Below are 13065 nucleotides of genomic sequence, written 5' to 3'. Positions count from 1 at the left end.
TATTTAAAGAAGCTAAGGAAACAGATTTCTCGTAGGCGTCAAGAGAAAGCCGTTGACTCATTGTAACCTGCGCAACTATTCATAACAATCGATAACCTGTATAGCCAGCCTGAAATGTCGACGATAGCTATTGGCCAGCAGCAAAACATGAGCATTTCGTCTACCTTTATTTGAAAACTTCACGCTCTTTTTTCGGCTCAACTTGGTCTCTTTCGAACAGACGTTCGACGCTCCCGAGAACCGCTCCGGTTGATCAAATCGATAAATCCCCGTATCATTGGTATGTCAGAATTTCCTCGGAAGTAAGTTGGTGCGTCTATGTCCATCAGGGTGGTCGAACTGTTCGCAGGTGTGGGCGGATTTCGTCTAGGCCTGGATGGTTATAACAATCCTGAGCATCCCGAATTCCACATGGAAGCCGCCGGTCCTTTCCAGACCGTCTGGGCCAACCAGTGGGAGCCCAATGGCAGCGAAGCCAAGCAATTTGCATGGCGCTGCTACGAGGACCGTTTTGGAACTGGATCTTGCGTTAATGAAGATATAGCTGAAGTACTAAGGAAAGTCGACAAGGGAGAAGCCAATATCCCACAGTTCGACATGCTTGTCGGCGGCTTCCCATGCCAGGATTACAGCGTGGCTAAGCCGCTCTCTCAATCTTCAGGAATAGAGGGCAAAAAAGGCGTCCTCTGGTGGAGCATAAATACACTTTTGCAGAAACGTAAACCACGTCTAGTGTTGCTTGAGAACGTAGATAGACTATTGAAATCACCATCTACACAGCGTGGACGTGATTTTGCCATCATTCTTTCTTGCTTGTCCCGGCTGGGTTACTCGGTCGAATGGAGAGTGATTAATGCTGCAGATTATGGGATGCCCCAACGAAGGAGGAGGGTCTACATCTTCGCAGAACTCACCCGAAGTGCATGGGACCTCTCGACTCGTCTGCACAGCAATGGAATCATGGCAGAGGCCTTTCCGGCAGAGCCATCCGAAAAAAAAGATTCTGGTACATTTCGCATCAACGATGACCCCTATGACGTAACCAAACGATTCGGCATCGATTCGAAGACTTCTCTCTTTCGGAATGCGGGCGTAATGCAAGACGGTGTCGTATTCAGCGAACGGGTAGAAGCGGTGTACACCGGCCAAAAAACTGTCTTAGGAGACATCCTTGTACCTCCGCAAGATGTTCCACAGCAATTCTGGATTGACGAAGACTCCCTATCGAAATGGTCATATTTGAAGGGTGCAAAAAAGGAACAGCGGGAGGCGAAGTCAGGTTTTGAATACACTTACGCCGAAGGGCCCGTCACCTTTCCAGATTCATTGGACAAACCCAGTAGGACCATTCTGACTGGTGAAGGCGGTAAAGGGGCCAGCCGTATGAAGCATGTTGTCGAGCAGAACGGCAGGCTCAGAAGGCTGGTACCAGATGAACTCGACCAGCTACAAATGTTCCCACGGGGCTGGACAGATGACGGTATGAGCGACGGGCACAGGGCCTTCTGTATGGGCAATGCTCTTGTCACCGGAATCCCCCACAGAATTGGCAAGGTCATTGCCGGTCGTCTGATGCCTGGTCGATAATCTGCTGAACATATTTGTTCGTAATCCAGAAAGATTTCTTCGTCTCCCTGGTTCCCTGCGGGGTAAGACAGGTCTCACCTTTCGTGGCGTGAGGGCGCACGTGTATATGCGAACCATTGCCTTCCAATCCCCTGATGCCGGGAAAGTGATCATAATCATTGGCAAGGATGTGCTGTCTCGTTATCTTGTACACTCGACAGGCCTCGGCCAGGTCTTCGTCGGTTGGCGTCCACCACACCAACTGCGACAAAAACAAGGGGCCATGCTCCTCACGTTGACTGAAGACGACAAACAGATAAGGAGTGGTCATGTATCCGTACAGCTTGCTGTCCTCCCAATCAGTGCAGGCTACTTCCTTATAGTCCATTGCAGGGAATGAAAGCGACTCTTTGACACGTCCTGTGCGGCTCCGCCTGATTGTGCGCACCATAATACCAGCCTTGTCGAATTCCTCTATACTCTTGTCAGTACCTATACCGAGGATTTTCTTTGTTATTATTGCGTAATAGTTCTTAGCATGCTCACTTGCGGAGATTTGCAGGACGGATTTCAGCTCTTTCTTCGTTTTTCCCATGTAAGGGCGGAATCTCGTCTTCACCAACTGGTGGAGGGTCAGATTCACCTCGTCCTTTTCCCTCTTGATTGAAGCGTACTTTTCCTTTTGGAAGAGCTGATTGATGACCGTGGTCATATATGATGATTTCAGGGCCCACCTTCTTGGCTTGGCGCACCGGTCCGATTTGGGTTGCGGGTATTTTTCCCCGTGACCGGAACCGGTAGTGGCAGCTTCAAGGTATACGGTGTCACGGCCGCTTACCTTATCCGCGTCTCCATTCCTCACTTTTGCGAGAACCGTATTCCAGTCTGCCAGCATCTGGGGCTTATCTCTTTCTGGCACACCCCACATGGTGGCCAGTCTGAATCTCATATCCAAAACGCTGTCGCTACCTGGGTCATAGTCGTAGGCCAGCAGGAGAATCTTCGACATCTTATCCATAAGATGGCTCTTCTTGAAATCCTCGTTGAGAATCGTCATCCAGTTGATGTTAGTTATAGCGAGTCGTTCCTTGGCACAAGGCTTGTGGTGGGCATCGTATCTTAAACCTGTAGTCTTGAGCTCAACACCGACTTTTGGGAAATCAGGACCTTGAACATTGTTGTTTCTGATGCGAAAATAGTATTCTTCGACAGTTTCGCCCATGGCCCCCTTGCCTCCGCTACCCTTGGGTCTGGCATCCGGGGGCAAATCCAAAGCTTCTCTCAAAGTTTTATTTACAATGCGCTTGGCATACTCTTCAATGCTGCTGACATTACTGTCATCGTATGGTACGTCCTCTTGCATCTCCACCATGTGTAACAAGTATACTTACCTCAGTCATACTGTATCTCGGTGGTATTGGAACCAGCAGACAGGTTTATGTAAGATTATGCCCATTGCCTTCTGAGGAATTAAAATACGTCAACCACAACAACGGTATGCCACATACCTCATTTCCTCCGGTTTACCAGTTTAGAAGTATCGTGTAGTATCCCAAATTCATACCAATTAAATTAGGATCATTCTGATAAAGCGAGTGCATCATAGGATTACGTACACCTTTTAACAAATCAGGTGGAGACCAGCAATTAGAGACAAAGAACAGAACATGAACGGACGCAAGAACAATAACGAATGCGACCAAAAAGATATGATTGACAAGAATCAAATTATCTCGCTGCCAGGGCCGAGGTTGCCGAGCATGAGGCCGAGACTGCCAAGTCAGGGAACTCCGTCGTTGAAGCCACTTGACATAACAGAAGTAAACAACTGCAGGATTCTGAATGTATGATGCAAACCACCAGTTCTCATGAAGCATATGCAAAACAGCAGACAGTTCGCAGCAGGGGCCACGCTGGAGCCTAGGCCACAGAATGAGGAATGGACGCGTAGCTTCTGTTTCGGGGTAGCAGCATTTTATTCATAGCTGCTCTAGATAGCCACTACGTACAATGCCTATTTTTCTTTCGTCCTAGATACAACACTCTCTGGCATCGATACGCGTTTCCAAACTCATTGGATTTACCATCTTTAGCATGAAGAAGACGGGAGAGTGCCGGCCAACATCAAGGTCACATTCATTAACGTTATAATTGCTGTTTATGTCTTTATCATCGTCCTCTTTTCTTCAACTGAATGGGAAGTGTGGACAACAAGCAGAATTCCATCATCAACACTTTGATTTGTCCCATATTGAATGAAATCATCACTGTATTTAGCCTTGTCTTCGCAAGCTTGTGTACGAACCTTTCTCATGTCATACCAATGCTCCGAACAAGCATGAATGAAGAACCTGGAAAGGGATGTGAAACCCAATTTACGTGTACCATAAGGCATACACGGGAACGGTCCTAGAAAGGGTGTTTATGCTGTCATTCGTCAACGACTATTCCGAGGGCGCACATCCCGCAGTCCTGCAGCGGCTGATCGACACCAACATGGAGCACCTTCCCGGGTACGGCAAGGATCGGTACTGCTCCTCCGCCGCTCAGAAAATCGCCCAAGCTTGTGGCTGCCCCCAGGCCCAGGTCTATTTCATGGCCGGAGGAACCCAGACCAACCAGGTCGTCACTTCCTGCCTGCTGAAGTCATATCAAGGAGTGGTCGCTGCGGATACTGGCCATGTCAATGTCCATGAGGCCGGCGCCATCGAAGCCGTAGGCCACAAGGTTCTGACAATTCGCGGCGAACAGGGCAAGATTCGCGCAGAGGACCTTGACGCTTTTCTGGAAGGCTTCTATGCCGACGGAAACCACGAGCAGATGGTCTTCCCCGGCATGGTCTACATCTCACATCCCACCGAGTATGGAACCCTCTACACTCGCCAGGAGCTGGAAGACCTCTCGCAGATCTGTCGGGAATACAAGATTCCGCTCTACCTGGACGGGGCCAGGCTGGGATACGGACTGGTGGCTCCCGGAACCGACGTCAACCTGACGGACATAGCCCGTCTCTGCGACGTCTTCTACATCGGCGGAACCAAGGTAGGCGCACTCTGCGGCGAAGCGGTGGTCTTCCCCGGAGGAAATGCTCCCGAGCATTTCAGCACCATGATCAAAAGAAGAGGTGCCCTTCTGGCCAAGGGAAGACTCCTGGGAGTGCAGTTCGATGCCCTCTTTACCGATGACCTCTATTCACGAATCAGCCGCAACGCCATCCAGACGGCAGCGATGATCAAAAAGGCCCTGCGGGAGAAGGGGTATCAGATTGTCATGGACTCCCCCACCAACCAGACCTTCGTCCGCCTGGACAATGAACGCATGGAGGAGCTGTCCAAGCAGGTCGCCTTCGACTTCTGGGAACGCAGCGATGCCACCCACACCGTGATCCGGCTGGCCACCTCCTGGGCGACGACAGTCGAGGACACCCAAGCCCTGATCAATCTGCTGTAAAAGCCGTTCACGCTAAACGAAGACAAGACCAAAGTCATCCTGCCGCCCCTCCCCTACCGGTCATCCTTGGGGGGGGGGGGGCGTTTATGTATATGAACATTGCCGATCCCACTTTGTCGGACATATCACACCCTTTCAGGGTGAGTACATAGTTATCTTTCATTAAGATTTTTATTGCATCGATGTAGATGCGCACACCCCGTCCTGAGCATAGGGGCGCGAATGATTCAACGATGAAAGGAAGCTTATGAAAGCCGTTGTTTTCGAAGAATACAATACCTTCCCCACCCTCAAGGAAGTGCCGGAGCCGACACCCGGGAGCGGCGAGGTTCTACTCAAGGTGGCCGGGGCAGGTTGCTGCCATTCCGACGTCTCCGTCTTCCAGGACTACACCCCCGAAACCGGCAGCCACACCAAGCCGCCATTCATTCTGGGACATGAGACCACTGGTTGGGTCGAAGAGGTAGGACCCGACGTCACGGGCTTCAAGAAGGGCGATGCCTACATTGTCTATGGGCCCACCGGATGCGGCCACTGCCCTCACTGCGTGGCCGGCCAGGAGAACTACTGCTCCAGCGCCGCAACCAATAAATCACTGGCCCTGGGACTGGGGCGCGACGGCGGCATGGCCGAATACATGACCGTCCCGGCCCGCAACCTGGTGCCCCTGGGCGATGCGGATCCCATCGGCGCAGCACCCCTGGCTGACGCTGCCCTGACTCCCTACCACGCCATCCGGGCTGCCATGCCCCACCTGAACGGCGGCGGAAAGTATGCTCTGGTCATTGGCCTGGGCGGACTGGGCCAGATCGCCATTCAGATTCTTCACGCCCTGACCGGCGCCACCGTGATTGCCACGGACACCAAGCCGGAGGCCCTGGCCAAGGCTGAGGCCAAGGGTGCCATCCCCGTGGTCAGCGACGAGCACCAGGTGGAGAACATCAGGAAGATCACCCACGGGGAGGGTGTGGATGCCGCCTTCGATTTCGTGGGTGTGGCCCCGACCATTGCTGCCGCACAGGCTTCGGGCGGCCCGGGATCCCGTGTGACCGTGGTCGGCATCGCCGGCGGCAAGGCGGAATACGACTGGTACTCCAAGCCCTGGGAGCAGGAGCTGCTTGGCGTTTACTGGGGTTCCATCCCTGAGCTCTACGATGTGGCCAACATGTATCGCAACGGCCAGATCGAGACCGAGATCGAAACCTACTCGCTGGACAATGCCCTAGATGCCTACCACAAGCTGGTCGACAACAAGCTCTCGGCCAGGGCTGTTATAGTGCCCCACACCAAGGCCTGATTTCGCCTGATTGTAGACGCAGAAGCGACTCATCTGTCAGTCGGATTTAAGCACAATCAGATTTAAGTACTGTCGGATTCATGTGCTGACCCCATCCTCCGCCTACATGCGCTGTGGCCTGTCATGGTTTTGCCATGAAGGCCGTGACAAGCCACAGCGTCTCACCAAGCTGCCTCGAACCTTGGTTATTTACAGCTCCTTCGATTGCGGAGCATCACTCAGCAGCAAGTGGACCAAGAAAATACCGTTGGTGGATTCCAGCCGCATGGAGCCGCCCAGTGAATCCACCAAGGAGTCAACAATACTGAGACCCAGGCCTGTGCTTCTGATCTTGGTCCGTGATTGGTCATCGGTCTGGAACCGTTCCATGAGCCTGTCCACATCGATTGCTTCGCCCGTAGTTTTGTTGCCGAAGTCCAAATGAATTCGTCCATCTTCACTCTTGTGCAGGTCCACCCAGGCTGATTCCTCCGCATACTTGAGCCAGTTGCCAATCAGGTTCTGAATTATTCGACTCATCATGGTCTGATCCGTCGTAATTTCCACACCAGTTTGAATTCTGGGCTCCACCGTGACGGACCGCGCAGTCAGAGAATCGAAGGCATTGAAGAGCTCCTGCTGAACCAAAGCCGATAGGTTCACCCTGGTCAGATCCAGGCTCACGCTCTTCTCCTGTATCAGATTGAAATCCATCAGGTAATGCAGATAGTGATCCACCGATTGCAGGTTGTTGAGGATCTTACCCAATTGCTCCTGATCAGCCGATCCCTCCTTGAGCAGCTGGGCGTATCCCCTGGCCACGGTCAGCGGGGTCTTGATGTCATGGGTTAGGTTGGTCAGCATCTGCCGGACTTGCTTGTTCTGCTCAGCCTGGGTGATCTGCAGCCGCCTGGTCTTGTTCAGAACGGCGTTGATCCTATCCGCCAGAGTGCGGATGAGCCCGATATTGGACCCAGTGGTTACCAAGGCATTAGTGTCGGCATGGTTGATGAAGTCCAGATCGTCACTGATCCGTTTGAGGTCGACAATCAGCATTATCAGGCCAATCGCCAGGGCGAGGGCGACAAGACCCAAAACAAGTGCGGCCACCTTCACGGATTCACCTCCGACGACCCTTATTCATCGTTCTTTCTTCCATCCAAATTCAGACCAGGCGGACGCCGATGCCCCAGACCGACACGATGTAGCGCTGACTGCCGGTGTATCTGTTCAGACTGGTCCGCAAGGTGCTCAGGTGCACATTGAGAGTATTCTCGGCATTGATGTATGGCTGGTTCCAAACCTGCCTGTAGAGGTCCTCCTTCTCGAAGACCCGATGTGGATGGTCCATCAGAAGCTCAAGGATGGCGAATTCCTTGCGTGCCAGTTCGACCCTGTGCCCATCAACGCTGACCGTGTGCTCCATCCGGTCCAGCTCGATCCCCTGAAAACAAATCTTGGCGTCGGATTCACCTGCTGCATCCGCATCGGCTTTCAGTGCCCCGGATTGGCGCAGCTGGACCTGGACACGAGCGCGGAGCTCGTCAATGTCGAAAGGCTTGGTCACATAATCATTGGCGCCCTGCTCCAGGAGGCTGACGGTTCTGGTCTTATCCTGAATGGCCGTGAGGATGATGACCGGCACCGACGACATATGCCGAATGGCCTTGAGGACGCTGTCCCCGGTGACTACAGGGAGCATCAGATCCAGAAGGATCAGGTCGGGTTCCTCCTGCTGAAAGCGGGCCAAGGCCTGGGCGCCCGTCGTCGCCTGGATAATCCTGTAGGTCTCGCCCAGCACATCCTTGAGCAGGGACTGGATGTCCTCCTGATCCTCCACGACCAGAATCGTCGGCATACTGTCTTCCTTTCGCAGGTCACTCTCATGTTACTGAAGCCGCCTAACGATGCCGATCTCGCCCAAGCGGATTTATGAAATTCTTAATGATTTCTTAGCCAAGCACTTAAGAAAGGCACTTTAGATTTTAAGACAGCGACACAGGGAAAGGAATTCCATGGACGATACCATTCTGGATATTAACCATGTCAGCAAACGGTTCGGCCGCTTCCAGGCACTGGACGATCTCAGCCTCTCCATAAACAAGGGCGAGATCTACGGGCTGATCGGCGAGAACGGCGCTGGCAAAACCACCCTGATGCGTCTGATCACCGGACTGTCCCCCATACAGAAGGGAACCATAAGGCTGATGGGGCACACAATTGGCAAGGACAGCCGGATACTGAGCAGAATAGGCTCGGTCATTGAGGCACCAGCCGCCTTCAAAAAACTGACCGTCAGCCAGAACATGAAGCTGACAGCCATCCAGCACGGGCTGGCCGACGACAAGGCCATCGATCAGACCATCGACTTCGTCGGCCTGAGCGAAAAGGCCAAGACTCGGGCCGGTCACCTCTCTCTGGGCCAGCGTCAGCGCTTGGGGCTGGCCATGGCCATCCTCACCCGACCCGATTTCCTGATTCTGGACGAGCCCATCAACGGCCTGGACCCGGCAGGAATCATGGAATTCAGAACACTCCTGGACAAGCTCAACAAGGAGCGCCAGACGACCATTCTCATCTCCAGTCACATTCTGAGCGAACTCTACCTGGTCTCCTCCCGGTTCGGATTCATCAGCCACGGTCGCCTGATCAAGGAGGTAGACAAGGATGAACTGGATCGGATCAATCAGAATGGACTGTTGATCGACGTGGACCAGAGCTCCAAGGCCGCTATGCTCCTGGATCGCAAGGGAATCGGCCCCTTCCAAGTCCTTGACGACCATCAGATTCTAATCAAGCAAGGGAATCTGGAACCGGGACCCATCAACAGTTTTCTGGTTCAGGAAGGCATCTTGGTCAATCAGATCGGCCAGCAGAAGGGATCGCTGGAGGAATATTTCGCGGATCTGCTGAACAAGGACCCTCAAGAGCTTAGGAGACAACAATGATTAACCAGATCAGGGCCGACTTTTACAGGCAGCGGCGATCCATCGGCATGCTGATTCTGCTGATTGCCACTGTGGCACTCGGCATAGTGACCACATGGGGCAAGACGACCATAGGAATGAGCGTCGGGAGCGAAGAATACAATGATAAGCTGTTGGCAATCGAAGGCCGAAGCTGGACCGTCAGAACAGGCCTGCAAGTGGGTGCCGCCTCCACCTCGCTCCTGATCTACTTTTTCATCGCGGTCTTCGTCATTGTCATTGGTGCGGAATACAGCCAGCACACTCTGAAGAACACGCTGACATCGGGCATCTCGCGCATACAGTTCATCCTGGGCAAGTATGTGACCATCCTGACTGACATCATCCTTTTGACCCTGTGCTACTTCGTCGCTATTCTGCTGACCGGACTGGCCCTAGGAAGGAAACCTGGAGCCGGTTGGGGCATCCTATGCAAGGATGTGGCCGTCATGACCCTATTGGTCAGCTTCTGCATCTCCGTCATCATCAGCCTGGGCATTATCCTCTTGATCCTTACCAAATCCCTGGTCATCCCAGCGGTGGTGATCGTGATATGGCCCATGCTGATCGGCCTCGTGGAGTATGCCTTTAAATTGAACTGGCTGAAATACTTCGACTTCGTCGGGTTCGGCGAACAGATCATCCTTAACACTCTGAAGGCCGATCAGGCCTGGATCTACGCCGGAGTATCCGCAGGCGTGGTCCTGGTGGCCATCTTCGGATCGGCTCTGATCATATCCAAGCAGGAGATCTAAGCCAGGTCAGGCCTATACCCGGCCCGGCTCCTGATCGCTGACGGCCTGCACGGCCATATGGGCAAAGGCGCTGACGGAGGCGTCCAGTGAGTAATGTTCCTTGGTATGTTCGGCATAGCGACTGGACCAGACTGAAAGGGCATGAGGATGGTCTACCCACCAGTCGATTTGCGAAGCTAGCGCCTGAGCCTTACCGACCGGGAAGAGCGAATGCTGCGTCAAGGCGAAATGACCGGCGGCGCTCAGGCTGGATCGGGCGATAACCGGGACTGCGCCGCAGGCCATCCCCTCCAGGACGCTGACCGATTCCAGATCCGCTATTGATGGGTGAACCAGCAGGTCGGCCTGCCTGAGCAGATCGGGCATGGTCGCGTTCTGATGGAATCCAATAGAGACCTGCATGCCGTCCAGTTGCCGGGCGGCTTCTGCCTTCAGTCGGCGCTCCATGGGTCCTGTGCCAGCTATGGTCAGACGGATCCTGCGTCTGTTCCTGCACAGGGCCAAGGCACGGATCAAAGTCAGATGGTCCTTTTCCCGGGCCAGCCTGCCAGAGGCCACAACCTGGATCAGCCGACCGGATTGCTGCCGTTCGTATCGGTCACCAGGGTTGAACCTGGGCTGGTACCCGTTGGATATGACGTGCAGGCAGGCCTTGTACCCATGCGAGCGCAGCAGGTCGGCCGTCAGCTGGGTGGGAACGTGGATGTGCCTGACATGGTCGTAGAGCCAGAACCGAAACAGCCTGTAAATGGCCGCGTCCACCCCGGGCAGGTAGCGCAATGGGCCAGAGGAATAGGTGATGTTCTCAGGCTGAATGTGAAAGCCGGCGGTCACCGGTATGCCCATGGATCTAGCTTGGGACAGGGCGGCGCGGCCGAAGGCGAAAGGTTCGTAAATATGAACCAGGTCCACACCGGCAAAGGCTCTTCGGAAGAGATCCGGATCAGCACGAGCGAAGCTCATCTGCTGCCTGGCCGCCACTGCGGAGACCAAAGGAATGCGATGCACCCGTGCCGGATAGTCGGTCGACCCCACCCCCACCAGACGGACCCGGTGCCCCAGCGCCTCCAGACCCTGGGCGTATTGGATGGCGGAATTGGATGTCCCGTTGCCCCTGTTGCCAAAAGAGTCCAGGACCAGGGCCAGCGTCAGGCGATCATGATCCTTCATCAGCGTTCCCTCCGCTGTTCATCATTAGCAGCCTTGGGCCGGACCAAGACAGGGCGACGACCCGATTGCACCCACTAATTGCAGTCACTATTAGTAGGAGAAGGCCGGGACGGCTGCCCCACGGTAGTAGCGGTTGATGGCGTCAGCCACATATCGGCTGTGGTAGGCGGAGACCAGAGCCTTGTATGCAGGGTCGTTTTTGTCGGCCTGCCTGGCCACGATGATGTTGACATAGGGATGATTGGCTGGCGATTTGAGATCGCCGGGCACCTGGTAAATCGCATCCTGGATCTTCATGCCGGCATCCAGGATGAAATTGGTGTTGGTGATGCCGGCCGCATAGTCGGGCAGGACCTTGACGATTCCCGGTGGGTCGACCTGGTCCAGGACCAGCCCACGCGGGTTGTCGACGATGTCTTCGGGAACCGGCGTGGTGGCCTTGGGGTCTCGCAGCCCGATCAGTCCGGCGCTGGCAAGCACTTTCAGGGACCGGCCCAGGTCGATGGGATCACTGGGAATGGCCAGCCGCTCGCCATGCCCTATCTGGTCGACGCTCCGGTACTTCTTTGAGTAAAGGTTGAGCGGTGAAATGTAGGTGTCGCCGATGGCGGCAAACCGATACCCGTGCTGCTTGGACTCCTGCTCCAGAAAGGCGTAGTGCTGAAAGGCATTCAGGTCGATCTCCCCATTGGCCAGCGCCTGATTGGCGTAACGCCCGTATTGGAAGGACCGAAGCTTGATTTTTATGCCTGCCCGGCGCTGGTCCAGTTCGTGCTGAACGGCCTTCCAGATTTCCTCATCGGCATCACCCACCAGGCCGATGCTGATCTCCCGCTGGCCACGTTCGGGCTGGTTGACCTTGACATAGGCCACGCCCATCAGGACGGCGACCACCAGGATGACGACCGAGACAGCCGCCAGCTCTCGCTTGGCCCTGGTTCTTCTGGTGCTCATATCCGTCCTCCTTCATTGCTGGAACCTATCGCATCAGGAAACCTTGAATGCCGGCAGGCAGGCGCCCTTGTAGACACGGACGATGGTGTCGGCTACGGGCTTGGAATGATAGGCGCGCACCACTGCGGCGTAGGTGGGGTTGTCCCGCTGATCCTTGGTGGTGACGATGATGTTGATGTAAGGCTTGTTGGCCGGGTTCTGCAGGTCGTAGGGAACCTCGTGGATGGCATCGTGCACGCTGCGACCTGCATCGACCACGAAGTTGGCATTGGTGACCCCACCTGCATAGTCGGGCAGCAGATTGAGGATGCCGGCCGGGTCCACCTGCTCGATGTGCAGATGCTTGGGATTGTCCACCACATCCTCGGGCAGCGGGTTGGTGGCCTTGGGGTCGCGCAGACCAATCAGCTTGGCATCGGCCAGGACCTTCAGTGCCCGGCCCATGTTGGTGGCATTGTTGGGGATGGCCACCCGGTCGCCGTCCTGGAACTGCGAGGGCTTGGCATAGCGCTGCGAGTAGAGGTTCATGGGCGAGATATAGGTATTGCCAAGCACTGCCAGCTGATAGTGGTTGGTTTTCACATCGTCCTGCAGGTAGGCGTAATGCTGGGCGGCGTTGAAGTCCACCTCGCGGTTGGCTGTGGCCTGGTTGACATAGATGGCGTCCTGGAAAGGCTTGAGTTCGATTCTGATGTGTTCGCCACGCCGATCCAGCTCCGCCTGGACAGCCTTCCAGATCTGATCGTCCGAACTGCCGATGACGCCGACCTTGACGACCTTGACATCGGCACCCACCTGGTTCAGACGGACATCGGTACCGACCACCAGCGCCAGCAGGAGGACGATGACCAGGCTGAGCGCCGCCAGCTGGATCTTGGCTCTGTTCTTTTTGCCGACGCGACTACGACCGACCACGATAATCTGACCT

11 protein-coding genes are annotated in these 13065 nt (G+C 54.8%); 5 read left to right on the top strand and 6 right to left on the bottom strand.

The window, feature by feature from the left end:
• Nucleotides 1-318 precede the first annotated feature (318 nt).
• On the top strand, nucleotides 319-1587 hold the full coding sequence (gene dcm / locus CI603_RS04460) for a DNA (cytosine-5-)-methyltransferase (protein WP_121913194.1): 1269 nt from the start codon (nucleotides 319-321) through the stop codon (nucleotides 1585-1587).
• On the opposite strand, the gene CI603_RS04455 is transcribed toward dcm, so the two are convergent.
• Nucleotides 1556-2938 (bottom strand): Sau3AI family type II restriction endonuclease, encoded by a 1383-nt coding sequence (locus tag CI603_RS04455; protein WP_121913193.1) that lies wholly within the window; start codon nucleotides 2936-2938, stop codon nucleotides 1556-1558. The two genes, dcm and CI603_RS04455, sit on opposite strands and share 32 nt — an antisense overlap.
• 1052 nt (nucleotides 2939-3990) lie before the next feature.
• Here CI603_RS04455 and CI603_RS04450 point away from each other — a divergent pair.
• Nucleotides 3991-5016: a low specificity L-threonine aldolase gene (locus tag CI603_RS04450; protein ID WP_121913192.1), complete on the top strand. Its 1026-nt coding sequence runs from the start codon at nucleotides 3991-3993 to the stop codon at nucleotides 5014-5016.
• Between the two features lie 247 nt (nucleotides 5017-5263).
• A complete protein-coding gene (locus CI603_RS04445) occupies nucleotides 5264-6313 on the top strand; it encodes an NAD(P)-dependent alcohol dehydrogenase (protein WP_110413184.1) in 1050 nt (349 codons plus the stop codon).
• Between the two features lie 189 nt (nucleotides 6314-6502).
• Here the strand turns inward: CI603_RS04445 and CI603_RS04440 are convergent, their stop codons facing one another.
• Both CI603_RS04440 and CI603_RS04435 read right to left on the bottom strand, forming a co-directional pair.
• Nucleotides 6503-7402: a HAMP domain-containing sensor histidine kinase gene (locus CI603_RS04440; protein ID WP_183122242.1), complete on the bottom strand. Its 900-nt coding sequence runs from the start codon at nucleotides 7400-7402 to the stop codon at nucleotides 6503-6505.
• Nucleotides 7403-7457: 55 nt separating this feature from the next.
• Nucleotides 7458-8150: a response regulator transcription factor gene (locus CI603_RS04435; protein ID WP_046323156.1), complete on the bottom strand. Its 693-nt coding sequence runs from the start codon at nucleotides 8148-8150 to the stop codon at nucleotides 7458-7460.
• Between the two features lie 157 nt (nucleotides 8151-8307).
• Between CI603_RS04435 and CI603_RS04430 the strand changes: the two genes are divergently transcribed.
• Together CI603_RS04430 and CI603_RS04425 are read left to right on the top strand one after the other, a co-directional pair.
• A complete protein-coding gene (locus CI603_RS04430; RefSeq protein ID WP_121913191.1) occupies nucleotides 8308-9240 on the top strand; it encodes an ABC transporter ATP-binding protein in 933 nt (310 codons plus the stop codon).
• Nucleotides 9237-10013, top strand: coding sequence for an ABC transporter permease (locus CI603_RS04425; RefSeq protein ID WP_121913190.1), 777 nt, complete (start codon nucleotides 9237-9239; stop codon nucleotides 10011-10013). Before CI603_RS04430 ends, CI603_RS04425 begins: the two co-directional genes overlap by 4 nt.
• Before the next feature lie 12 nt (nucleotides 10014-10025).
• Here the strand turns inward: CI603_RS04425 and CI603_RS04420 are convergent, their stop codons facing one another.
• From CI603_RS04420 to CI603_RS04410, 3 genes are all read right to left on the bottom strand, one after another.
• Nucleotides 10026-11183, bottom strand: a complete 1158-nt coding sequence (locus tag CI603_RS04420) for a glycosyltransferase (RefSeq protein WP_121913189.1) — start codon at nucleotides 11181-11183, stop codon at nucleotides 10026-10028.
• Between the two features lie 90 nt (nucleotides 11184-11273).
• On the bottom strand, nucleotides 11274-12137 hold the full coding sequence (locus tag CI603_RS04415; protein ID WP_015022162.1) for a MetQ/NlpA family ABC transporter substrate-binding protein: 864 nt from the start codon (nucleotides 12135-12137) through the stop codon (nucleotides 11274-11276).
• A gap of 33 nt (nucleotides 12138-12170) precedes the next feature.
• Nucleotides 12171-13052, bottom strand: a complete 882-nt coding sequence (locus tag CI603_RS04410; RefSeq protein ID WP_121913188.1) for a MetQ/NlpA family ABC transporter substrate-binding protein — start codon at nucleotides 13050-13052, stop codon at nucleotides 12171-12173.
• Between the last annotated feature and the right edge of the window lie 13 nt (nucleotides 13053-13065).

The organism is Bifidobacterium sp. wkB338 (assembly GCF_003688325.1).
GTDB classification, from domain to species: Bacteria; Actinomycetota; Actinomycetes; order Actinomycetales; family Bifidobacteriaceae; genus Bombiscardovia; species Bombiscardovia polysaccharolytica.
The sequence above is the reverse complement of the archived record's forward strand: the minus strand, read 5'-3'. Positions and strand labels throughout refer to the sequence as shown.

Coding starts and splice junctions, on each gene's coding strand:
- dcm (WP_121913194.1), top strand. CDS start 319: ATGTCCATCAGGGTGGTCGAACTGTTCGCAGGTGTGGGCGGATTTCGT.
- CI603_RS04455 (WP_121913193.1), bottom strand. CDS start 2,938: ATGGTGGAGATGCAAGAGGACGTACCATACGATGACAGTAATGTCAGC.
- CI603_RS04450 (WP_121913192.1), top strand. CDS start 3,991: ATGCTGTCATTCGTCAACGACTATTCCGAGGGCGCACATCCCGCAGTC.
- CI603_RS04445 (WP_110413184.1), top strand. CDS start 5,264: ATGAAAGCCGTTGTTTTCGAAGAATACAATACCTTCCCCACCCTCAAG.
- CI603_RS04435 (WP_046323156.1), bottom strand. CDS start 8,150: ATGCCGACGATTCTGGTCGTGGAGGATCAGGAGGACATCCAGTCCCTG.
- CI603_RS04430 (WP_121913191.1), top strand. CDS start 8,308: ATGGACGATACCATTCTGGATATTAACCATGTCAGCAAACGGTTCGGC.
- CI603_RS04425 (WP_121913190.1), top strand. CDS start 9,237: ATGATTAACCAGATCAGGGCCGACTTTTACAGGCAGCGGCGATCCATC.
- CI603_RS04420 (WP_121913189.1), bottom strand. CDS start 11,183: ATGAAGGATCATGATCGCCTGACGCTGGCCCTGGTCCTGGACTCTTTT.
- CI603_RS04415 (WP_015022162.1), bottom strand. CDS start 12,137: ATGAGCACCAGAAGAACCAGGGCCAAGCGAGAGCTGGCGGCTGTCTCG.